This is a genomic window from Paracoccus luteus (assembly GCF_004522155.1).
Classification (GTDB): Bacteria; Pseudomonadota; Alphaproteobacteria; order Rhodobacterales; family Rhodobacteraceae; genus Paracoccus; species Paracoccus luteus.
In genome coordinates this window covers 101,795-122,405 of record NZ_SDEA01000009.1, presented here as the reverse complement: position 1 = coordinate 122,405, position 20,611 = coordinate 101,795, and the positions used below count along the sequence as shown (strand labels likewise).

General features: G+C 73.0%; 20 protein-coding genes and 1 pseudogene. 9 read left to right on the top strand and 12 right to left on the bottom strand.

The window, feature by feature from the left end; translation table 11 throughout:
- Positions 1-16: 16 nt before the first annotated feature.
- Positions 17-1,189, bottom strand: coding sequence for an NAD(P)/FAD-dependent oxidoreductase (locus EPA64_RS12005; protein WP_134726589.1), 1,173 nt, complete (start codon positions 1,187-1,189; stop codon positions 17-19).
- A gap of 169 nt (positions 1,190-1,358) precedes the next feature.
- On the opposite strand from EPA64_RS12005, the gene EPA64_RS12000 reads away from it, so the two are divergent.
- The 3 genes and pseudogenes from EPA64_RS12000 to EPA64_RS16925 all read left to right on the top strand — a co-directional run.
- Positions 1,359-1,733: an NADH:ubiquinone oxidoreductase subunit NDUFA12 gene (locus EPA64_RS12000; protein ID WP_134726588.1), complete on the top strand. Its 375-nt coding sequence runs from the start codon at positions 1,359-1,361 to the stop codon at positions 1,731-1,733.
- A 1-nt stretch (position 1,734) separates the two neighbouring features.
- Positions 1,735-2,208, top strand: a complete 474-nt coding sequence (gene mlaD, locus EPA64_RS11995) for an outer membrane lipid asymmetry maintenance protein MlaD (RefSeq protein WP_134726587.1) — start codon at positions 1,735-1,737, stop codon at positions 2,206-2,208.
- Positions 2,205-2,627, top strand: a pseudogene (locus EPA64_RS16925) (DUF2155 domain-containing protein); the annotation flags it as partial. The gene mlaD and the pseudogene EPA64_RS16925, both read left to right, overlap by 4 nt.
- Before the next feature lie 47 nt (positions 2,628-2,674).
- Here the strand turns inward: EPA64_RS16925 and aat are convergent.
- Positions 2,675-3,391 carry a leucyl/phenylalanyl-tRNA--protein transferase gene (gene aat / locus EPA64_RS11985; protein ID WP_134726586.1) on the bottom strand — a complete coding sequence of 239 codons (717 nt, stop codon included), beginning with the start codon at positions 3,389-3,391 and terminating at the stop codon, positions 2,675-2,677.
- A 113-nt stretch (positions 3,392-3,504) separates the two neighbouring features.
- Here aat and EPA64_RS11980 point away from each other — a divergent pair, with 113 nt between their 5' ends.
- Positions 3,505-4,317, top strand: coding sequence for an EF-hand domain-containing protein (locus EPA64_RS11980; protein WP_134726585.1), 813 nt, complete (start codon positions 3,505-3,507; stop codon positions 4,315-4,317).
- A gap of 51 nt (positions 4,318-4,368) precedes the next feature.
- On the opposite strand, the gene accC is transcribed toward EPA64_RS11980, so the two are convergent.
- The 5 genes from accC to tkt form a co-directional block, all read right to left on the bottom strand.
- Positions 4,369-5,715: an acetyl-CoA carboxylase biotin carboxylase subunit gene (accC, locus tag EPA64_RS11975; protein WP_134726584.1), complete on the bottom strand. Its 1,347-nt coding sequence runs from the start codon at positions 5,713-5,715 to the stop codon at positions 4,369-4,371.
- A gap of 17 nt (positions 5,716-5,732) precedes the next feature.
- Complete coding sequence (gene accB, locus EPA64_RS11970; RefSeq protein ID WP_134726583.1) at positions 5,733-6,230, bottom strand: acetyl-CoA carboxylase biotin carboxyl carrier protein; 498 nt, start codon at positions 6,228-6,230, stop codon at positions 5,733-5,735.
- A 104-nt stretch (positions 6,231-6,334) separates the two neighbouring features.
- Positions 6,335-7,324, bottom strand: coding sequence for a lysophospholipid acyltransferase family protein (locus EPA64_RS11965; protein ID WP_134726582.1), 990 nt, complete (start codon positions 7,322-7,324; stop codon positions 6,335-6,337).
- Entirely contained in the window at positions 7,321-8,241 is a 921-nt protein-coding gene (locus tag EPA64_RS11960) for a DMT family transporter (protein ID WP_246026737.1), read from the bottom strand. Before EPA64_RS11960 ends, EPA64_RS11965 begins: the two co-directional genes overlap by 4 nt.
- A 46-nt stretch (positions 8,242-8,287) precedes the next feature.
- Complete coding sequence (gene tkt, locus EPA64_RS11955) at positions 8,288-10,306, bottom strand: transketolase (protein WP_134726581.1); 2,019 nt, start codon at positions 10,304-10,306, stop codon at positions 8,288-8,290.
- Between the two features lie 119 nt (positions 10,307-10,425).
- On the opposite strand from tkt, the gene EPA64_RS11950 reads away from it, so the two are divergent.
- Positions 10,426-12,447, top strand: a complete 2,022-nt coding sequence (locus EPA64_RS11950) for a tetratricopeptide repeat protein (protein ID WP_134726580.1) — start codon at positions 10,426-10,428, stop codon at positions 12,445-12,447.
- Here the strand turns inward: EPA64_RS11950 and EPA64_RS11945 are convergent.
- From EPA64_RS11945 to EPA64_RS11935, 3 genes are read right to left on the bottom strand one after another with little or no spacing between them, the layout of a single operon-like run.
- On the bottom strand, positions 12,375-13,424 hold the full coding sequence (locus tag EPA64_RS11945; RefSeq protein WP_134726579.1) for a tyrosine recombinase: 1,050 nt from the start codon (positions 13,422-13,424) through the stop codon (positions 12,375-12,377). The two genes, EPA64_RS11950 and EPA64_RS11945, sit on opposite strands and share 73 nt — an antisense overlap.
- The gene (locus EPA64_RS11940; protein WP_134726578.1) at positions 13,421-15,043 is read right to left on the bottom strand and encodes a hypothetical protein; all 1,623 of its coding nucleotides are present in this window, start codon (positions 15,041-15,043) and stop codon (positions 13,421-13,423) included. Before EPA64_RS11940 ends, EPA64_RS11945 begins: the two co-directional genes overlap by 4 nt.
- Positions 15,027-15,272, bottom strand: a complete 246-nt coding sequence (locus EPA64_RS11935) for a hypothetical protein (protein WP_134726577.1) — start codon at positions 15,270-15,272, stop codon at positions 15,027-15,029. The genes EPA64_RS11940 and EPA64_RS11935 overlap by 17 nt, the downstream gene beginning before the upstream one ends.
- Before the next feature lie 102 nt (positions 15,273-15,374).
- Between EPA64_RS11935 and EPA64_RS11930 the strand changes: the two genes are divergently transcribed.
- Positions 15,375-16,067 (top strand): shikimate kinase, encoded by a 693-nt coding sequence (locus EPA64_RS11930; protein WP_134726576.1) that lies wholly within the window; start codon positions 15,375-15,377, stop codon positions 16,065-16,067.
- On the top strand, positions 16,064-17,173 hold the full coding sequence (gene aroB, locus EPA64_RS11925; RefSeq protein ID WP_134726575.1) for a 3-dehydroquinate synthase: 1,110 nt from the start codon (positions 16,064-16,066) through the stop codon (positions 17,171-17,173). The genes EPA64_RS11930 and aroB overlap by 4 nt, the downstream gene beginning before the upstream one ends.
- A gap of 60 nt (positions 17,174-17,233) precedes the next feature.
- Here the strand turns inward: aroB and ssb are convergent, their stop codons facing one another.
- A complete protein-coding gene (ssb, locus tag EPA64_RS11920) occupies positions 17,234-17,758 on the bottom strand; it encodes a single-stranded DNA-binding protein (RefSeq protein WP_134726574.1) in 525 nt (174 codons plus the stop codon).
- Between the two features lie 300 nt (positions 17,759-18,058).
- Here ssb and EPA64_RS11915 point away from each other — a divergent pair, with 300 nt between their 5' ends.
- The gene (locus EPA64_RS11915; protein ID WP_134726573.1) at positions 18,059-18,715 is read left to right on the top strand and encodes a lytic transglycosylase domain-containing protein; all 657 of its coding nucleotides are present in this window, start codon (positions 18,059-18,061) and stop codon (positions 18,713-18,715) included.
- A gap of 149 nt (positions 18,716-18,864) precedes the next feature.
- Here the strand turns inward: EPA64_RS11915 and hemB are convergent, their stop codons facing one another.
- Positions 18,865-19,869 (bottom strand): porphobilinogen synthase, encoded by a 1,005-nt coding sequence (gene hemB, locus EPA64_RS11910; RefSeq protein WP_134726572.1) that lies wholly within the window; start codon positions 19,867-19,869, stop codon positions 18,865-18,867.
- 153 nt (positions 19,870-20,022) lie between these two features.
- On the opposite strand from hemB, the gene EPA64_RS11905 reads away from it, so the two are divergent.
- Positions 20,023-20,601, top strand: coding sequence for a hypothetical protein (locus tag EPA64_RS11905; RefSeq protein ID WP_134726571.1), 579 nt, complete (start codon positions 20,023-20,025; stop codon positions 20,599-20,601).
- Positions 20,602-20,611: the final 10 nt, after the last annotated feature.

Here is a 20,611-nt window from a genome sequence, read left to right as displayed (position 1 = left end):
GCGGGGGCAGCGCCCCCTAGACGATTGCCGCCTCGGCAAAGGGCTGGGCGTCCAGCACCCGCTGCACGCCCAGGGGGGACAGGTCCAGCGTCACCCAGTCGCCGTGGACGATCTGTTCCGCGATGCCGCGCCCGACCGCGGGGGCCTGCTGCAGCCCGTGCCCGGAAAAGCCGTTGGCGTGATACAGGTTCGGCACCTGCGGGTTGCGGCCCAGGATGGCGTTCTGGTCCAGCGTGTTGAAGGCATAGTGCCCGGCCCACTGGCGCATCACCTTCGCCTCGCCGAACCCCTCGGCGCGGGCGTAAAGCGCAGGCCAGACGTGATCCTCCCACAGGTCGTCCTGCGGGTCGAAATCGTCCGGCTCGCACGGGCCGTCGGTCGCGGGCACGGTCGCGGCCAGCCATTGCCCGTGTTCCGGCCGGAACCAGATGCCCGACGGATCGACGACCAGCGGCGTGCCGGGATGGCGGGCCTTGGGCGCATCGACGAAAAAGATCGTGCGCTTGCGCGGCTCGACCGGCAGGTCCAGGGCCATCGTCCGCATCAGCGCGCCCGCGCGCGGCCCGGCGCAGTTGACAAAGACGTCGGCCTGCCGCCGCCCGCCCGCCTCCAGCACGACCGCGGCGACCCGGTCGCCGTCGCGCTCGAACGCGGTCACGCGGTCGCGCAGCCAGACCGCGCCCGCGGCGCGGGCCGCGTTCCTCAGCCCCGACAACAGGCCCATGTTGTCGAAGAACCCCTCGTCGCGCGGCCCGTATGACCCGGCCACGATGTCGTCCAGCGCCATCCACGGCCAGCGCGCGGCCAAAGCGGCGGGGTCCAGCACCTGGGTCGCGGCGCCCAGCCCGCGCTGCATCGCGGCCAGGTTTTCCAGCTGCAGCGCGCCCGTCTCGGTCCCGGTCAGGAACAAATACCCGTTTTCCTTCAGCCCAAGGTCCGCGACGCCGCCCGCCGCGCCGGTGTGGCGGGCAAAGTCGCGGATGAACTCGATGCCAAAGCGGCTGATCGCGACGTTGACCTCGGTCGTGAACTGCGACCGGATGCCCGCCGCCGACAGCGCCGTGGACGAGGTCGCATAGCTGGGGTCGGGTTCGACCACCGTGACCCGCAGGCCGGGGTCCATCCGGGTCAGCCAGAACGCCACCGACGCGCCCATCACAGCGCCCCCCACGATCAGCACTTCGGTCATCCTGCGTCCCTGTCCATCCCTTGTCCCCGCGGCCCGCAGGGTTGGCGCGGGCCGGGGCGGGCCGCAAGCGGGCCGCGTCACTCTGCCGCCCGGATGCGGCAAGGTGCTGGACCTCGCGGCGGGGATGCGCGATACGGGGGCCATCTGCCGACAACCGCCGGAGCCGCCGATGTGGATCGTTTATCGCCTGCTGACCTGGTGGAACGGCCAGACGCTGGGCACCCAGCTGTGGACCCGCCGCCACGGCACCCGCGTCGGCGAGGATGAGCAGGGCAACATCTATTACCAGACCCCCGGCGGAAAGCGCCGCTGGGTGATCTATGACGGCGAATCCGAGGCAAGCCGCGTGCCCGCCGACTGGCACGGCTGGCTGCGTTTCACCTATGACGACCCGCCGACCCGCACGCCGCTGCCCCGCAGGCCGTGGCAGCGCGACCATCTGCCGAACCTGACCGGCACACCGGGCGCCTATCGCCCGGCCGGGTCGATCCTGCGCGCCGATCCGGTGGTGCGGCGCGATTACGACGCGTGGCGGCCCGAATAGCATGACCGCCGCGTCCGAACGGGCCGAACTGTGGGTCGGCGGCATCGTGATCGCCGTCGCCGCGGGCTTTCTGGTCTGGTCCACCGGCGCGCTTTCGGGACGCGCGGGCGACAGCTATCAGCTGGTCGCGTCGTTTCCCAACGTGGACGGCATCGAAAAGGGCACCGAGGTGCGGCTGGCCGGCGTCCGCGTGGGCCGCGTGGACCAGATCTCGCTGAACCCGCAGACCTATCTGGCGGACGCCCGTCTCAGCATTCCGGGCGACATCGCCCTGCCGACCGACAGCGCCGCGCTGATCCAGTCCGACGGCCTGTTGGGCGGCGCCTATATCGAGCTGCGGCCCGGCGGCGCGGCCGACCTGCTGGCCGCGGGCGACGAGATCGAGGACGTGCAGGGCGCCGTCAGCCTGCTGACGCTGATGATGAAGTTCGTCGACTCCAAGGCGTCGGACGACGCCGCGGGCGCGCAGCCGTGATCCGGCGCGCGGCCCTTGCCGCGCCCGTTCTGGGTGCGGCGCTGGCGGGCGCGCTGGCGCAGCCCGCGTCGGCGCAGTCGCGCGGCTCGACCGACGTGACCCCCGGCACCCGCGCCGCCCAGGTCCATCCCGCCGCCGACGGTGACATCGCACGGGCCGACGGGGCGCTGCTGCGGGGCTTGGACAAGGTGTCGGGCCGGTCCACCGACCTGCCGCTGCGCGTGGGCGAGGCGGTGCGGTTCGGCCGCCTGGACGTGCGGCTTGGCGAATGCCGCTATCCCGCCGCCGACCGCGATTCGGACGCCTTCGCGGAACTGACGATCACCGACACCAGCGCGCACGAGACGCGGTTCGCGGGGTGGATGATCGCGTCGTCGCCGGCGATTTCGGCGCTGGACGACGCGCGCTATGACGTCTGGGTCGTCGCCTGCACCGATGGCGTGCAGGACGCCCGGCCCGACCTGGCCTATGAGCCCGACACCGCCATCCCCGAGGGGGGCGAGGGCGAGGCCGTCCCCGCCGAGGCCGCCGCCGACCTGCCCGCCGCCGACCCGTCCGCCACCGACGACAGCGATGCCGACAGCGCCGCCGCCGAGGACAACGGATAGGCCGCAAAATCGGTGGCCAGCGCGACGGCGCGGACCAGCTCGCGCCGGTATGCGCTGCGCGGGATTTCCTGCCCGCCCATCGTGGCCAGATGCGGCGTCAGATATTGGGTGTCGAACAGCGTGAACCCGCAGCGCGCCAGATGGTCGCTGATCCACACCAGCGCCATCTTGGACCCGTCCCGCTGGGCCGAGAACATGCTTTCCCCGAAGAACGCGCCCCCCAGCGTGACGCCGAAGATGCCGCCGGCCAGCCGGCCGCGGCGATGGACCGCCAGCGCATGGGCGTGCCCGCGCGCGTGCAGATCGGCGTAAAGCTGTCGCAGCGGCGCGTTGATCCAGGTTTCCGGCCGGTCCGCGCAGGCCTGCACGATGGCGTCGAAATCGGCGCTGATCTCCGCGCTCCACCCCTCCGCCGCCAGGCTGCGCCTGAGCGAGCGCGAAGCGTGCACGCCCCCCACCGGCAGCACCCCGCGCAGGGGTGGGTCGAACCAGTGCAGGCGGTCATCCTCGGCCGAGACGGCCATCGGAAAGACGCCGCGGGCATAGCCGGTCAGCAGTTGCGAGGCATTCAGCATCGGACGCCCTTACTGGTGAGGGGTCAGGTTAGCGGGGGCGCCGGACGAACGCCAGCGGCGGAACCCTGCGGCGCGGGGGTCGTTGCAGGGATGACGAAGTGAAAGGACCAGTCATGAAAAGCCTGTCCAGCCTTGCGACACTTCTGGCGCTGACCGCGGGTGCCGCAGGTGCGCAGACTGCCGCCCCGCCCGCGCCCCCCGATGCCGCCGCGCCTGCGGCAGGCGCCGCCGCAGACGCGACCACGGCCCCCGCGGGCGACAGCGCGGCGCCGGCAGCCCCCTCGGCGACCGCCGCCGCAGCCCCGGCGGCCGACGCCGCGACGACCGCCCCCGGCGCAGGCGCGGCCCCGGCCGGCGCCGACGCCGCAACCACCACGGCCGGCGAGGCCGCCGCCACCGGCGAGGCGATGGCCGGTGTCGGCGCGCAGCAGGACGGAGCCTATGAGGCCGTGCCCACCCCGGCCGCGGGCACCGATGCCTCGGGGTCGCCCCAGCACATGCAGGGCGCCCGGATCCCGCCGCAGATCGACCTGATGTACAACATCGCGCTGGGCATGGACGCCAACGGGGACGGCCGCATCGACGAGAACGAGTTCGCCGAGTTCACCCGCCTGTCGTGGTTTGCCAAGGACGCCGACAACGACGGCGCGATCACCGAGGATGAATACAAGTCCTTCGATTTCGGCTTTGACTATATCGCCGATGCGCGCGGCCGGACGGACCTGTTCGAGCAGGTCAAGACCGACCTGTTCGCCTATTGGGACGCGGACCGGGACGGCAGGATCGTCGTGGACGAGATCGTGAACACCGCCCGGGCCGAGTTCGCCAATTCCGACTTTGACGGCGACGGGCAGGTGACGGGGCGCGAGCTGGCCTTCGGCTCGCCCACGTTCAACGCCACGATCTATGCGGCCGGCCGGCGCTGACGGCCGCGAACCGCGACGCGAAGGGCCGGCGTTTCCGCCGGCCTTTCCATGTCAGTTCATGTTTTCCGCCAGCCAGCGTTCCAGCCAGTGGATGGAATAGTCGCCGCGCTGGATGTCGGGTTCCTGCAGCAGTGCGCGGAACAGCGGGATGGTGGTGTCCACGCCGTCCACGATCAGCTCCCCCAGTGCCCGGTTCAGCCGCGCCAGCGCCTCGGGGCGGTCGCGGCCGTGGACGATCAGCTTGCCGATCAGGCTGTCGTAATAGGGCGGGATCGAATAGCCGTCATAGATCGCGGCGTCCGTCCGCACGCCCAGGCCCCCCGGCGCGTGATACTGGGTGATCCGGCCGGGGCAGGGGGTAAAGTTCGGCAGCTTTTCGGCGTTGATGCGCACCTCGATCGCGTGGCCGCGGATCGACAGCTGGTCCTGCGACAGGCTCATCGGGTTGCCGGCGGCGACGCAGATCTGTTCGCGCACCAGATCGACGCCGAAGATCGCCTCGGTCACGGGATGTTCGACCTGCAGGCGGGTGTTCATCTCGATGAAATAGAACTCGCCGTCCTCGAACAGGAACTCGACCGTGCCTGCGCCCGCATATTGCAGGTCGGCCATCGCCCTGGCGCAGATGCCGCCGATGCGGTCGCGCTGTTCGGGGGTGATGGCCGGGCCGGGGGCTTCCTCCAGCACCTTCTGGTGGCGGCGCTGCAGGGAACAGTCGCGCTCGCCCAGATGGACCGCGTTGCCGCGCCCGTCGCCGAAGACCTGGATCTCGATGTGGCGGGGACGCTGCAGGTATTTCTCGATATAGACCTCGTCGTTGCCGAAGGCGGCCTTGGCCTCGGACCGGGCGGTGCGGAACGCGACTTCGAGGCCCGCCTCGTCGTGGGCGACCTTCATGCCCCGCCCGCCGCCGCCGGCGGTCGCCTTGATGATGACCGGATAGCCGATCTGCGCGGCGACCGTCCTGGCCGCCGCCACGTCCGGCACGCCGCCGTCCGACCCCGGCACCACCGGGATGCCCAGCGATTTCGCGGTATCCTTGGCGGTGATCTTGTCGCCCATGATGCGGATATGTTCCGCGCGCGGCCCGATGAAGGTCAGGCCGTGATCCTCGACCATCTGCACGAAGGTCGCGTTCTCGGACAGGAAGCCATAGCCGGGGTGGATCGCCTGCGCGCCGGTGATCTCGCACGCCGAGATGATCGCGGGCATGGACAGGTAGGACTGCGCCGAGGGCGGCGGCCCGATGCAGACGGATTCGTCGGCCATGCGCACGTGCATGGCGTCGGTGTCGGCGGTGGAATGGACCGCGACGGATGCGATGCCCATCTCGCGGCAGGCGCGGATGACGCGCAGCGCGATTTCGCCGCGGTTGGCGATCAGGATCTTGTCGAACATGGGCCTGCGGTCCCCGCTCACTCGACGACCATCAGGGGGGCGCCGAACTCGACCGGGGTGCCGTCCTCGACCAGGATGCGGCGGACGGTGCCGGCGCGGGGGGCGGGGATGTGGTTCATCGTCTTCATCGCCTCGACGATCAGCAGGGTGTCGCCCTCGGCCACCTGCTGGCCCACGGTGACGAACGCGGCCGCGCCGGGTTCGGCCGACAGATAGCAGGTGCCGACCATCGGCGAGGTGACCGCCCCCGGCAGCGTTGCGGGATCAAGCGCGGGGGCGGCGGCGGCCGAGGCCGGTGCCGCCTGCGCCAGCGGCGCCGGGGCAAGGGCGGGGGCCGCGGCCTGCATCATCACGGGGGCGGCCTGCTTGGCCAGCTGGATCGTCAGCCGGTCGTTTTCGCCGTATTCGCGTTCGACGGACAGTTCGGTCAGCTCGTTGCGGTTCAACAGCTCGGCCAGCGCCTGGATAAAGGCGACGTCGCCGTCGTGGTGCCGGGTGTGGTCTTGGTCGCTCATGCGTTTCTGCCTCATGCCGTTCTGTGATCGCGGCGGTCTGGCGCGGTTATATCTTGACAGGCGCGCCAAGGGAAACCGTTTCCCGCAAGCGGCCTTGCGGGCGGTCAGGCGCGGCCGTCGTCCCCGCCAAGGACGCCCGGCCCGGTGATCGCGCCTGCGGGCGGGCCGTCGTCGCCGCCGGCCGACTTGCGGCGGGGCGGGGCTTTCCAGCGCCGGTGGACCCAGAACCACTGGTCCATGTGCGCGCGCACCTGCCGTTCCAGATCGTCGTTCAGCGCCTGCATCATCGTCGCGGCGTCCGACGGCGGCACCGGCAGCCCGACCTGGACCCGAAAGCTCAGGCCGTCGGGCTGGCGGATGGCGGCGATGGGGATCAGCGCCGCGCCGTGGCGCAGCGCCAGCTCGGCCGGGGTCAGCACGGTTTCGCTGGGCAGGCCAAAGAACCGCAGCGTCGCGCCGTGCCGGTCGAACTGGTCGAACCCCAGGCACAGCATCCCCCCGCGCCGCAGGAACCGCAGCATTCCCGTCAGCCCGGCCCGGCCCGCGCGGGGGAACAGCGGCTGCGCGATGGCCTGGATCGCGGGGACGTAATGGCGGTTGAATGCGCGGTTGTTCATCGGGCGATACAGCGCGCCGACCGGCCAGCCGCGCGCGGCCAGCGCCGCCCGCATCGCGTCATAATTGCCGAAATGCGCGCAGGCCAGGATCACCGGCCGCCCCGCCGCCGCCTGTTCCAGCGCCGGCAGGCCCGGCCCGGTCAGCGGGTCGGTCGCCGACACGCGGGCGGTGAACTCGGTCCCGGAATAGATTTCCATCAGCGCGCGTCCGGCGTTGTCGGGAACGGCGCGGGTCAGGCGGCGCACCTCGGCCGCGGTCAGGTCGGGGCGCGCCAGCGCAAGGTTGGCGCGGATGCGCTTGCGCCAGCCCGCGACCGGGCCGACCAGATGGGCGAAGGCCCAGCCCATCGCCGGGATGCGGCGGCGATAGGGCAGCAGGCGGAACAGCCGGATCAGCCCCATGAACACCGCGCTGGACAGCCGGTCGGCCAGCGGGGCCGGTGCGTCGTCACGCGCGGGCGCGGGGCGTGCGGTCATCCTGCGCCGCCTGCGCGGGTCGCCCGCGCCTCGCGCGCCCAGACGTAAAGCCCGGCCGAGACGATGATCCCCGCGCCGACCAGCGCCCAGAAATCGGGCACGGCGCCAAAGAACAGCCAGCCCCACAGCCCCGCCCAGACCAGCCCGGTATAGCCGAAGGGCGCGACCGCCGCCGCCTCGGCCAGCGAAAAGGCGCGGATCAGCAGCGCCTGCGCGGCGGTGCCGATCAGCCCCAGCGCAAGAAAGACCGGCAGGTCGGCGGGCGCGATCGGCTGCCACACGAAGGGCGCGACGAACGACACCGCCAGCGTGGCGACCGCCGTGGACCACAGGATCGAGGTGGCGGTGGAATCGCCGCGCACCATGCGGGTCATCACGGCCCCCGCGGCATAGGTGAACGCGCCGATCAGCGGCAGGACCGCCGCCGGATGCAGCACGCCCGCGCCGGGGCGGATGACGATCAGCGCGCCCGCCAGCGCCGCCGCTATGCCGATGATGCGGCGGATGCCGATGCGCTCGCCCAGAAACACCGCCGCGCCAAGGGTGATCAGCACGGGGTTGATGTCCATGATCGCCGTCGCCTCGGCCAGCCCGATGAACTGCAGCGCGGTGAAGAACAGCCCGATCGAGGCGACCTGCGTCAGCCCGCGCCCGACCTGCAGCAGCGGCGCCGTGGTGCGCGCGACGCTGCGCAGCCGGGGCGCCAGCACGACCAGCACGATCGCCAGGTTGATCGCCATGCGCGCCCAGATCACCTGCCCCGGATGATAGCTGGCGGTCAGGTGCTTGCCCGCCGCGTCCATCAGCGTGAACAGGAACACCGACGCCAGCAGCATCAGGATGCCAAGCCGCTGGTTCGGGATGACCGGCGCGCCCGCCCCGATCAGCGGGGGCGCGCCCGGCAGCGGCGATGTCACGGCCCGCCCCGGCGCCCGCCGGCCGCCGCAGGGCGCGCGCGCCGCGTCACAGCAGCGCCTTGACCTTGGCCACGGTGTCCTCGGCGGTGATGCCGAACTCCTTGTAAAGCCGTTCCGCCGGGGCGGACGCGCCGAAACCCGTCATGCCCACGAAATCGCAGCGTTTCCAGTCGCCGCGCTCGCCCATCAGCAGCCAGTCCCAGGGCTGGCGCACCGCCGCCTCGATGGCGACGCGGACCGGCCCTTCGGGCAGGACCCCGGCGCGATAATCCTCGTCCTGATCGCGGAACAACTCCATGCAGGGGACCGACACGACGCGGGTCGGCGTGCCCCCGGCCTCAAGCGCCTCGGCGGCTTTCAGCGCGATCTCTACCTCGGAGCCGGACGCCATCAGGATCGCCTTCGCCTCGGCCGACGCCTCGCGCAGGACATAGGCCCCGCGCGCGGTCAGGTTCTCGGCCGTGTGTTCCGTCCGCACCGTGGGAAGGTTCTGCCGCGACAGCGCCAGCACCGAGGGGGTGGAATCCGTGGTCAGCGCCAGTTCCCACGCCTCGGCGGTTTCCACCACGTCGGCGGGGCGGAAGGTCCAGGTGTTCGGCGTCGCGCGCAGCATCGCCAGATGCTCGACCGGCTGGTGGGTCGGGCCGTCCTCGCCCAGGCCGATGGAATCATGGGTCATCACATAGACGACCGGCAGCCCCATCAGCGCCGACAGCCGCATCGCGCCGCGGGCATAGTCGGTAAAGCACAGGAACGTCCCGCCATAGGGACGGAAACCCCCGTGCAGCCACAGGCCGTTCATCGCCGCGGCCATGCCGTGTTCGCGGATGCCGAAATGGACATAGCGGCCCAGCCGGTTCTGCGCGTCAAAGACGCCCAGCCCCTTGGTCAGCGTGTTGTTCGACCCGGTCAGGTCCGCCGAGCCGCCGATGGTTTCGGGCAGGACGGGGTTCACCGCCTCCAGCACCATCTCGGACGCCTTGCGGGTGGCGACCTTGGGGCGGGCCTCGGCGGCCGAACGTTTCACCGCCTCGATGGCGGGGGCCAGCGCCGGGTTCGTCTCGCCCGAGACGCGGGCGGCAAAGGCGTCGCGGCGGTCGGCGGGCAGGGCGTCCACGCGGGCGGCCCAGTCCTCGCGCGCCGCGCGGCCGCGCGCGCCGATCTCGCGCCAGCGCGCCAGAATGTCGTCGGGGACGTGGAAATCGGGATGCGCCCAGTCATAGCCGGTGCGCGCCGACGCGATCCCCTCGGCCCCCAAGGGCGATCCGTGGACCCCCGAGGTGCCGCCCTTGGGCGCGCCCCAGCCGATGATCGTCTTGCAGGCGACCAGCGTCGGGCGGCCGTCGCTGGACGCGGCCTCGGTCAGGGCGCGGTCGATGTCGGCGTTGTCGTGGCCGTCGCAGGACAGGGTGCGCCAGCCGCAGGCCTCGAAGCGTTTCAGCTGGTCGGTCTTGTCCGACAGCGACACCGCCCCGTCGATGGTGATGTCGTTGTCGTCCCACAGCACGATCAGCCGGCCCAGCCGCTGGTGGCCGGCCAGCGCGATGGCCTCGTGGCTGATGCCTTCCATCAGGCAGCCGTCGCCGGCGATGACCCAGGTGCGGTGGTCGCACAGGTCGGGGCCGAACTCGGCGCGCATCTTCTCCTCGGCCATCGCCATGCCGACGGCGGTCGCAAGGCCCTGGCCCAGCGGGCCGGTGGTCGTCTCGACCCCCTCGGCGTGGCCGTATTCGGGATGGCCCGCGGTGATCGCGCCCCACTGGCGAAAGTTGCGGATCTGGTCCAGCGTCATCTGCTCGTAACCCGTCAGGTGCAGCAGCGCATAGATCAGCATGGACCCGTGGCCCGCCGACAGCACGAAACGGTCGCGGTCGAACCAGTTCGGGGCGGCGGCGTCGAACTTCAGGTGGCGTCCCCACAGCACGGTGGCGACGTCGGCCATGCCCATCGGCATGCCGGGATGCCCCGAGTTGGCGGCCTGCACCGCGTCCATCGACAGGGCGCGGATCGCCGTGGCAAGGGTCCAGTGGTCGGGGTCGGCAAGGCGGCGCGCTGTCAGGTCCATTGGCGGGGCTCCGGGATGGCGGATGGCGGGACGGGGTTGCCGCCTGATAGGCAGGCGGCGGCCCGGTTGCAAGGCGCGGCGGCCGCACCTAGACAGGCCGGGGCAACGGCGGCGGGCAGATGGCGGACGGCATCGCGGAAGGGCAGGGCAAGCCTGGCGGCAAGGCGTCAGGCCCCCCGATCCTTGGCTTTCGCCAGGACCGGGTCGGCGCGCGGCTGATCGGCATCCTGAACGTCCTGCGCCTGCGTCATCTGTTCGGCGCCGACGCGGCGCGGTTCGCATGGCTCAGCCAGCCGGGCGGCCCCTATCCCGACCTGTCCGACCCGGCCGAGATCTTCGCCCCCGGCTTTGTCGCCGACGTCATGGATTTGGTCCCCGAACGCCCCGCCCTTGCCGGGCGCGAGTCGCTGACCGCCGCCGCCGTGCGGATGCGGGCCGACCGCATGGCCGGGCTGCTGGCGCAGGGCGCGCGCTGGCACTGCGACGCGGCGTTCGACATGGTGGCGTTTCAGGGCGAACGCCCGCCGCAGGTCGCCCGCGCCACCGCGGCGCTGGTCGCCGCGCTGCCGCTGGCCGCGCCCCTGACGCGGGCGCTGGACGCCGCGATGGCGCGGGTCGCCACCGTCGCCGCAGGCCCGCCCGCCGCGATCCATGTCCGGCGCGGCGACATCCTGGACGGCGATCCGTGGTCCTATGCCGCGTGGCCGTCCAAGTATGTGCCCGACGAATTCTTCCGCGCCTTCGTCGAGACGACGCAAGGCCCGGTGCTGGCGTTTTCCGACACGCCCGCGGCGATCCCGCATCTGGCGCAGGGTCATCCGCGCATCGTGGCCGTCGCGGGGCTGCTGGCCGACCACGGGCTGACGACCGCGCAGCAGGACGTGATGGAGCTGTTGCTGATGGCGCGCTGCGCGCAGGTGGGCGCGCCCGCCTACAGCGCGTTTTCGCGGGCGGCGCAGGTGATGGGGGGGGCGCGGGTGGTGGCGCTGCCCTCGGGGCTGGCGCGGCCCGCGCGGATCGCGGCGCATGACGCGCTGATGGACCGCGCGCTGACGCGGGGCGACAGCTTTCTGGCGCGCGGCGATCTGGCGCAGTCGGTCGTCCATGTCGCGGCCCACGCCGCGGCGACAGGCCGCGACGCCGATCTGGTCGCGGGCTTTGCCCGGCGGCCGGCGTTCTTGCACCGCTTTCCCTTTGTCGCCGGAGAGGTCGCGACCGCCGCCCTGCGCGCGGGCCAGCCCCGGACGGCGGCGGACCTGGCCGCCGCGCTGCTGAAGAACCCGCGCGTGCGGCCGGGCGACCGCACCGTCGCGCGTCAGATCGGGCTGCTGGAGGCGGCGCGGGATCCGGCGGGCGGCGACGGCGATCCCGCCTGCGACCTTGTCACCGAACTGTTCGTCGGGCGGCGGTCCGACAGCGGCGTCATGCCCCGGCTGGCGTGGGCGCTGCTGGGCGATGACGGGCCTGCCGGGGCGGCGCTGATGATGTCGGCCGACCTCGCGCACCGGCTTGCGCTGCCGCAGGTCGAGGGCGGGCCGCCCGCGCTGCTGCCGCCCTGGACCGTGCAGGTCGGCTGGGCCGAGCTGATCCAGCAGGACGACATCCGCCGCCGCCTGCACCAGTCGCCGCTGCTGCCCCGCGCGCTGGCCCCCGCCGCGGACGCGCTGGCGGCGGCCGAGGAGGCGCTGGCCACCCCCGGCGCGCCGCCCCCGCCGGGAGACGCAGAGCTGCTGGGCTTCGCGGCCTCGGTTCTTGTCATGCACAACCGGCTGGCGCGCGCCATGCGGCTGCTGGAATGGCTGATCGCCGTGCGTCCCGACGACGCGATGCTGCGCAAGCGCATGGCCGACGCCTGTTTCGCCGCCGGCAACGCCGGGGCGGGCTGGCGCTGGCTGGACGGCGCGATCCAGCGCACAGCGCCCGACACGCGCAGCCACGCGTTGCTGCGGGTCGCGGCGGCGTCGCGGGCGGGAAAGGGCGATCCGCGCCGGGCAGCGGCCCACCTGCAGGCCGCGTCGAACGCGTGGCCCGGACTGGGGCTGATCGCGCGGGTGTCCAAGGGGCTGGGTCAGTCTCGCAGGCCGTCCGGTGGCGGGTCCGGTGCCGCCGGGGCCGGTGCAGCGGCGTCCCCCGCGCGCTGAGCGTCCGCCGCCAGCGGATGGTGGCGCAGCACCAGATCGCGCATCCGCGCGTCCTGCACGTGGGTATAGATTTCGGTCGTGCCCAGGTCGGCGTGGCCCAGAAGGGTCTGGATGGCGCGCAGGTCGGCGCCCCCTTCCAGCAGATGCGTCGCGAAGGCGTGGCGGATGACATGGGGCGTGACGCGGCCCGGCGCAAAGCCGGTGGCCGCCGCAAGCGCCGCCAGCATGCCGTGGAACGCCTGCCGGGTCGTGTGCCCGGCCGCGCCCGCGGCGGGAAACAGCCAGCGCGCGCCCGCGCCCGCGACAAGCCGCCCCAGCGCGCTGTCGGCGGGCGCGTTGTCACGCAGCGCCAGCCAGTCCGCGACGGCGGCCCGCGCGGGACCGGTCAGCGGCACCATGCGCTCGCGCCCGCCCTTGCCGCGCACCAGGATCATCTGCGGCGCCCCCCGACACGCGGCGACAGGCAGCCCGACCAGTTCGCTGACCCGCAGGCCGGTGGCATAGATCAGCTCCATCGCGGCGCGGTTGCGGGCGCACTCGGCGGGCGTCGCGCCGAAATCGCGGGCGGCGTCCAGCAGGCGGGTCATCTCGTCCCGCGACAGCACGCGGGGCAGGCGGGGGCTGCGGCCGGGGCCTGCGATGCGGATTGCGGGGTCGTCGTCGCGCCAGCCCTCGTCCAGCGAAAAGCGGGTGAACTGGCGGATTGCCGACAGGCGGCGGGCGCGGGTGGCAAGGGACAGGCCGTCCGCCTCGGCCAGCGACAGATACGCCTCGATCTGGTCGCGGGTGATCGCCGCCAGGGCGATGTCGCGCGCGGCCGCAAAGGCCGCAAGGTCGCGCAGGTCGCGCCCATAGGCCAGCAGCGTGTTGCGCGCCGCCCCGCTTTCCGCCGCCTGCGCGTCAAGGAACGCACCGATGCGGCGCAGGTCGCCCGCGCGCGCGTCGCCCTTGCGCGCCTTCCCTGCGCGCGGGCTCATGGCCGGGGGCTGGCGGCGTCCGGTAACAACAGCTCGACCGCCGCCTGCCGCGCCAGCGGGGCCTGCCCCAGTGCGACCAGCCGCGCCAGCCCGGCGGCGGTGCGCGCCTGATCGCCCGCGACCCCCGCATCGACATCGGCCAGCGCGGCGATCATCTCCAGCCCGCGGCTGGACGGTGCGGGCGCGTCTCCCTGCGGGGGCGCAAGCGCCGCGGCATAGGCGGCGGCCGCGGGCGGCGCGCCCGGCGGCGGGGGCGGGGGCGCGTCCGTCGAATGGGCCAGCGCCGACAGCCAGCGGTCCATGTCCGACCCGTCGCTTCCGGTCACGGGCAGCCCCGCGACCAGCCGCAGCCGCGCGGCGATGGCCTGCGCCTCGGGTGTCATCCCCGACGGCAGCCGCGCCGCCACCATCGCGGCCAGCGTCGGCGTCAGCCGTGCATCGGCGAACAGCCGGGCCGCGCGGGTCAGCGCGTCGCCCGTGGCGGCGGCGTCATCCGCGACCAGCGCGCGGTCCAGATCCTGCCACGCCCGCGCCCGGTCCCACACTCCGCCGGATGCGGCGGGCGCCTGTTCGCCATAGGCCTGCGCCAGCGTCGCGGGGTCCAGCGCGCCGGCGCGGGCCAGACGCTCGGCCGCCTCGACCCGCGCCTTCCAGCCGCCATTCGGGCGCAGGTCGGCGTGGGCGAACCCCAGGGCCAGGTCGGTGGTGGCCAGCGGCTGGCCGATCGCCTCGTGCAGTCGGAAATCCAGCGGCGTCACGGCGGCGGGCGCGGGCGGCGCGATGTCCGCGCCGTCGGCGGCATCGACCGCGCCGTCGTCGAGGAAATCGCGCAGCAGCGCCGCCGTGGGGTCGGGGATCAGCCCGCCCGCCTGCGCGCCGTGCAGCGTCAGCGCAGCCGCCGGCCAGTCGCCCGCCTGCGCCAGGCAATAGATGCGCGCGCCGAAGCCGGGGGACAGGCCGGGCCTGTGCCCGATCGTCTCGCACAGCGCGCCCTCGTCGCCGGTGATCAGCGCCACGTCAAAGCTGCGCCGGACGATGTCGGCATTGCCCGCGCCCGCCGCCTGCGCCAGCGCGCGCGCGGCGGGCAACTGCCCCAGCGCGATCAGCCGGTCGAGGCGCGCAAGGAACAGCTGCCCCTCGGCCCCGTCGGCGCTGCCGGCGGGTGGGGCAAGCTGCGCGGTCAGCAGCCGCAGCAGCGCCTGCCGCGTGGCGGGCAGGCGCGGGTCATAGGCCGCCAGCGCCTGCGCGACGGCATCGGCGGTGGCATCGCCCCAAAGATCGGGCGGCAGGCCGGCGGCGGTGGCCGACAGCGTCCCCTTGGCGTCGGGATTTCCGTCCGACAGCCGCGTGACGCCCACGGGGGCGACGGCGCCCGTCTTTGCCACGGGGCGCGGATCGGCCGCAGGCTGCGGCGCGCGGCGCAGGGCATCCGGGGGCACCGGCTGGCCCGGACGCCAGCTTGTGCCGGGGGGTGTGGCGGGCGGCTGCGTCACGCGGCCCGACAGCCAGTCGTTCGACGACAGCGGCGCGCCGCCGACCTGCGCCTGCGCCTGTGCCGCGCAGGCCAGCGCCAGCGCGGCGACCAGCCCCGCCGATGCGGGATCAATCCAGCGCGGCATCGGGATCATCGCTTGCGGCGGGGGCGGGGGACGCGACCGGGCCCGCCGCCGGGGCGGGCGCGGGCGCTGCCGCCGCCGGCGCGGCCGACGGGGCTTCGCCGCCCAGATCCAGTTCGACCGGCACCCGCATCTGCCGGGGCCGGGCGTCCATGTCGCCGAAATAGGCATAGCCGAACAGCCCGGCCACCGCGACCAGAACCAGGAAGATGATCAACCGCAGCCAGCGCATGATCCGTGCCCCTCTTGTTATCGTCCCGCCGTTGCGCGGTTTGGCGCGATTATAGGTGGCGTTTCGGGAAAGATCACGCCATTGACTGCGCGGCCCCGCGCGATGCGTGATCGCGGGGCGCGCAAGGCAGGGGGGCTGCGGGTGAAACACTGCATCGTGCTGGTCGGCATGATGGGGGCGGGGAAATCCGCCGTCGGGGCGGAACTGGCGCGCCGCCTGTCCGTGCCGGTGCGCGATTCCGACGCCGAGATCGCCCACGCCGCCGCCATGACCATCCCCGAGATCTTTGCCCGCGACGGCGAGGCGTTCTTTCGCGCGCGCGAGACCGAGGTGCTGGCCCGCCTGCTGCGCGCCGGGCCCGCCGTCATCCCGACCGGCGGCGGGGCGTGGATGCGGGCGGAAAACCGGGCGCTGGTCGCGGCGGCCGGCGTCTCGGTCTGGCTGGACTGTTCGCTGCCGACGCTGTGGCACCGGGTGCGGATGAAGCCGACGCGCCCGCTGCTGCAGACCGCCGACCCGCGCGGCACGCTGGAACGGCTGCTGGCCGAGCGCGCGCCGGTCTATGCGACGGCCGACCTGACCCTGCGCGTGGGCGACCGCGACAGCGTCGAGACGACGGGCCAGCGGCTGCTGGACCTGCTGGCGCAATCCCGCCCCGACCTGTTCGACGGGGCCGAGCGCGCGCGCATCGCGGCCACCGCGCCCCATCCGCTGCCCTCCGCCCCCGCCCCGTCCGCCCCCGCCGCCGCCCCATCCGGCCCCGCCCCATCTTCCGTCGACGAGAGCAACCGATGACCCCGTCCCACCGCATCGTGCCCGTCGACCTGGGCGCGCGCAGCTATCAGGTCCGCATCGGCCCCGGCCTGATCGCCGCCGCACCCGCCCATCTGGCGCCCCTGCTGGCGCGCCCGCGCGTCGCCATCGTCACCGACGAGACCGTCGCGGCGGTGCATCTGCCCGCGCTGACGGCGGCGCTGGACGCGGCCGGGATCGCGGCCGATGCGCTGGCGCTGCCGGCGGGCGAGGCCACGAAAAGCTGGGACCATCTGGGCCGCACCGTGGACTGGCTGCTGGGCCAGCGGATCGAGCGGCGCGACATCGTCATCGCGCTGGGCGGCGGCGTCATCGGCGACCTGGCGGGGTTCGCCGCCGCCATCCTGCGGCGCGGCGTGCGGTTCGTGCAGATGCCGACGACGCTGCTGGCGCAGGTCGACAGTTCCGTCGGCGGCAAGACGGGCGTGAACTCGGCCCACGGCAAGAACCTGATCGGCGCGTTCCACCAGCCCAGCCTGGTGCTGGCCGACACCGACGCGCTGGCGACGCTGCCCGACCGCGATTTCCGCGCGGGCTATGGCGAGGTCGTCAAATACGGCCTGCTGGGCGACGCCGGGTTCTTTGCCTGGCTTGAGGCGAACGGCCCCCGCCTGCGCACCGACGGGTGCGCGCTGTTGCACGCCGTCGCCCATTCCGTCGCGATGAAGGCCGGGATCGTCGCGCGCGACGAGACCGAGCAGGGCGAACGCGCGCTGCTGAACCTGGGCCACACCTTCGGGCACGCGCTGGAATCGGCCACCGGCTATTCCGACCGGCTGCTGCACGGCGAGGGGGTGGCGATCGGCTGCGCGCTGGCGTTCGATCTGTCGGCGCGGCTGGGCCTGTGCCCGCAGGAAGACCCCTCGCGCGTGGGCGCGCATCTGGCCGCGATGGGGATGCCCGCGCGGCTGGCCGACATCGCGGGCGCGCTGCCCGACGACGCGGCGCTGATCGCGGCGATGGGGCAGGACAAGAAGGTCGTGGACGGGCGGCTGCGGCTGATCCTGGCGCGCGGGATCGGCGACGCCTTCGTCACCGGCGCGGTCGGGCGCGACGACATCGCGGCGGTGCTGGCGGCGTCGCGCTGAAACGCAGGCGGGCGCCCGAGGGGGGCGCCCGCTGTTCGCTCCACCGTCAAACGGCGCGGATCAGAACGGGATCTCGTCGTCGAAATCGGGGGCGCCGCGGCCCGACCCGCCGCCCTGCGAGCCGCCCTGCGATCCACCAGAGGCACCGCCGCGGCCATAGTCGCCGTAACCCTCGTCATAGCTGCCGCGGCCGCCGCCCTGACCACCGCCACCGCCGCCGCCGCCGGGCCCGCCACGGCCGTCCAGCATGTGCAGCTCGCTGCGGAACGGGCGCAGCGCGACCTCGGTCGAATAGCGGTCGGCGCCGGACTGGTCCTGCCACTTGCGGGTTTCCAGCTGGCCCTCGATGTAAACCTTGCTGCCTTTTTTCAGATATTGCTCGGCCACCCGGACCAGCGGTTCGGAATGGATGACGACGGTGTGCCACTCGGTCCGCTCGCGCCGTTCGCCGCTGTTGCGGTCCTTCCACTGTTCGGATGTGGCGATCCGCAGGTTGGCGATCTTGCCGCCGTTCTGAAAGGTGCGGATTTCCGGATCCTGGCCCAGATTGCCGACCAGAATGACCTTGTTGACGCTGCCCGCCATGTGTTCCGTCCTGATGCTGCTGTGAGGCAAGGGTGTATCCCGGACGCCAGCCGGTCGGCAAGCGGAACGGCCGCGGGCGGGGGGCTGTCCGCCCCCCGGACCCCCCGAGGATATTTCCGGCCAAGAGATCGGGCATCTTCTGGCCGGAAATATCCCGCGGGGGTCCGGGGGTGCGAAACCCCCGGCGGGCCGCCGGGACCGGCGGATTTTCGCCGAAGGATCGAAGCCGGCACGCCGGCCTTGGCGCAGGGCCGGTTTTGCCGGTATCGTCCCCGCAAAACGATAACGGGCGAGGGCGACATGGGTGCAGTGATCGACGGTTTCCGTTCCGTGGCCGCGGCTGCGGTGCTGGTGCTGGCGGGCGTGGGCATAGCCGCCCCCGTCGCCGCGCAGGGGCTGGTGCTGAACGGCGCGTCGTCCAAGTCGCGCACGTCCCAGTTCCAGCGCCAGACCCGGCTGATGGACACGCGGCTGGCCGCCCAATACCAGCGGTCGCAGAAGCTGCGGCCCGACAACGGCAAGGTCAAGACCGTGACCGTGATCAGCCTGGACGGCGGCGGGTCGGGCGCGATCCCGCGCTATCGCGGCAACCAGCGCAGCCAGTACCTGCCCCACGCCCGCGCGATGGCGCGCAAGCACGGCGTCCCCGAGGATCTGTTCCTGCGGCTGGTCCAGCAGGAATCGGGCTGGAACGCCAGCGCCCGGTCGCACAAGGGCGCGACGGGGCTGGCGCAGCTGATGCCGGGCACGGCGGCCAAGCTGGGCGTGAACCCTCGCGACCCGATCCAGAACCTTGAGGGCGGCGCGCGTTACCTCAAGCAGATGTACAATACCTTCGGCGACTGGCGGCTGGCGCTGGCGGCCTATAACGCCGGGCCGGGCGCGGTGCAGAAGTACCGCGGTGTTCCGCCTTACCGCGAAACCAAGAACTATGTGCGGATCATCGCCGGCGGCTGACCGCGCGCGGCGTCGCACCGGGGGTTTTCCACCCCCTCGGACCTGCCGGTCCCTTCCTCGCTGAAAACGGTCCGCTGGACCGTTTTCCGGGCGCTCGGAAGCCCGGAGGATATTTCGGCAAGGAAGAACACGCGGGCGGGGGCCGGGGCCTAGCCCCGCGCCAGCGCCTCGGCGGCCTGCGGCGCGTAATAGGTCAGGATGCCGTCGCAGCCTGCCCGGCGGAACGACAGCAGGCTTTCCAGCACCACGTCGCGTTTCAGCCAGCCCTGGCGGATCGCGCCCTCGATCATCGCGTATTCGCCGCTGACCTGATAGGCATAGGTGGGCGCGCCGAAGCGGTCCTTGACCTCGCGGCAGACGTCCAGATAGGGCATCCCCGGTTTGACCATCACCATGTCGGCGCCCTCGGCGAGATCGCGGGCGACGCAGCGCAGCGCCTCGTCGCGGTTGGCGGGGTTGATCTGATAGGTCTTCTTGTCGCCCACCAGCCGCCCCGAGGCACCCACCGCGTCGCGGAACGGACCATAGAAATCCGACGCGAACTTGGCCGCATAGGACAGGATCGCCACGTCCTTGTGGCCCGCCCGTTCCAGCGCCGCGCGCAGCGCGCCGATGCGGCCGTCCATCATGTCGCTGGGGCCGAGGATGTCGGCCCCCGCCTCGGCCTGCGCCAGCGCCATGCGGACCAGCGCCTCGACGGTTTCGTCGTTCAGGATGATGCCGTCGCGGACGAACCCGTCGTGGCCGTTGATGTTGTAGGGGTCCAGCGCGATGTCGGTCATCACCGCCAGATCGGGCGCGGCCTGCTTGATCGCCCGGATGGCGCGGTTGCCGATGTTGTTCTCGTCCCAGGCGCGCTCGCACCCTTCGGTCTTCAGGTCGGGGTCGGAATGCGGGAAGATGCAGATGGCGGGGATGCCCAGTTCCATCGCCCGTTCCGCCGCGCGTTTCGCGCCGTCGAGCGTCAGGCGGTCCACGCCGGGCATCGAGGCGATCTCGCCCTCGGCGCCCGCCACCTCGGTGACGAAGATCGGCCAGATCAGGTTGGCGGCGGACAGGCTGTGTTCGGCGGTCAGCGCGCGCAGGGCGGGTGTGCGGCGCAGGCGGCGCAGGCGGGTGGCGGGGAAGGGGGCGATGATCGGCGTGGCGGGCATGGCGGGCTTTCCTGACGGTCGATCCCACAGGTGCCACAGGCGCGGGGCGGGGCGCAACCGACCCCGCGCGCAGATTGGCGGTTCCACGCGGGGGAAAGCCCCGATAATGTCGGCATTCCGGCAGGTTGGGCAGGGTGGCGGCAGGTGACGGGAATGGGTGGCATGATCGACATGCTGGGCGGTCGGTCCTTTGCCTCGCTGTGGTACTGGCTGGCGCTCAGCGTGCTGTGGACCTGGGTGGGCCGCGGCGCGCTGGGGATTCCGGCGGATTTGGTGCGCCGCATCCATGCCGCGCGCGGCGCATCCCCCGATGCCGCCGCGCCCGGCCGCGCCGACGACGCGCTGCTGCTGCTGGACTGGCTGTCGCTGGTCACGCCGCGCTGGCAGGTTCCCCCCCGCGACGGCGTGGTCCTGATCGCCGTCGCCGCCTTTGCGCTGTCGGCACTGGCGGTGCTGGGCTTTGCCTATGGGCGCGAGACGGCGCAGGCGCTGGTGCTGTTGCTGGCGCCGCTTGGGCTGGTCGGCGCGCTGCGCGTGCGGCTGGCCGCCCGCCTGCGCGAGGTGCTGGCCTCGGCCGAGGCGGGCGATGCCGCGCCCGGTGCCGCGGCCGCGCAGGCGGCGGCCCGCATCGTGGCGCATCTGCGCGCGACCCGCGTGCTGTCGGTTGCGGCGGTGGCCGCCGCGGCGATGTGGGGGACGCTGTGGCTGGTGCGCCATCCCAACGGGCTGTAAGCGCGCGCTT

Bases quoted from the DNA above. Each gene is read 5' to 3' on its own strand.
- EPA64_RS12005 (WP_134726589.1), bottom strand. From the start codon at position 1,189: ATGACCGAAGTGCTGATCGTGGGGGGCGCTGTGATGGGCGCGTCGGTG.
- EPA64_RS12000 (WP_134726588.1), top strand. From the start codon at position 1,359: ATGTGGATCGTTTATCGCCTGCTGACCTGGTGGAACGGCCAGACGCTG.
- mlaD (WP_134726587.1), top strand. From the start codon at position 1,735: ATGACCGCCGCGTCCGAACGGGCCGAACTGTGGGTCGGCGGCATCGTG.
- aat (WP_134726586.1), bottom strand. From the start codon at position 3,391: ATGCTGAATGCCTCGCAACTGCTGACCGGCTATGCCCGCGGCGTCTTT.
- EPA64_RS11980 (WP_134726585.1), top strand. From the start codon at position 3,505: ATGAAAAGCCTGTCCAGCCTTGCGACACTTCTGGCGCTGACCGCGGGT.
- accC (WP_134726584.1), bottom strand. From the start codon at position 5,715: ATGTTCGACAAGATCCTGATCGCCAACCGCGGCGAAATCGCGCTGCGC.
- accB (WP_134726583.1), bottom strand. From the start codon at position 6,230: ATGAGCGACCAAGACCACACCCGGCACCACGACGGCGACGTCGCCTTT.
- EPA64_RS11965 (WP_134726582.1), bottom strand. From the start codon at position 7,324: ATGACCGCACGCCCCGCGCCCGCGCGTGACGACGCACCGGCCCCGCTG.
- tkt (WP_134726581.1), bottom strand. From the start codon at position 10,306: ATGGACCTGACAGCGCGCCGCCTTGCCGACCCCGACCACTGGACCCTT.
- EPA64_RS11950 (WP_134726580.1), top strand. From the start codon at position 10,426: ATGGCGGACGGCATCGCGGAAGGGCAGGGCAAGCCTGGCGGCAAGGCG.
- EPA64_RS11945 (WP_134726579.1), bottom strand. From the start codon at position 13,424: ATGAGCCCGCGCGCAGGGAAGGCGCGCAAGGGCGACGCGCGCGCGGGC.
- EPA64_RS11940 (WP_134726578.1), bottom strand. From the start codon at position 15,043: ATGCCGCGCTGGATTGATCCCGCATCGGCGGGGCTGGTCGCCGCGCTG.
- EPA64_RS11935 (WP_134726577.1), bottom strand. From the start codon at position 15,272: ATGCGCTGGCTGCGGTTGATCATCTTCCTGGTTCTGGTCGCGGTGGCC.
- EPA64_RS11930 (WP_134726576.1), top strand. From the start codon at position 15,375: ATGCGTGATCGCGGGGCGCGCAAGGCAGGGGGGCTGCGGGTGAAACAC.
- aroB (WP_134726575.1), top strand. From the start codon at position 16,064: ATGACCCCGTCCCACCGCATCGTGCCCGTCGACCTGGGCGCGCGCAGC.
- ssb (WP_134726574.1), bottom strand. From the start codon at position 17,758: ATGGCGGGCAGCGTCAACAAGGTCATTCTGGTCGGCAATCTGGGCCAG.
- EPA64_RS11915 (WP_134726573.1), top strand. From the start codon at position 18,059: ATGGGTGCAGTGATCGACGGTTTCCGTTCCGTGGCCGCGGCTGCGGTG.
- hemB (WP_134726572.1), bottom strand. From the start codon at position 19,869: ATGCCCGCCACGCCGATCATCGCCCCCTTCCCCGCCACCCGCCTGCGC.
- EPA64_RS11905 (WP_134726571.1), top strand. From the start codon at position 20,023: ATGGGTGGCATGATCGACATGCTGGGCGGTCGGTCCTTTGCCTCGCTG.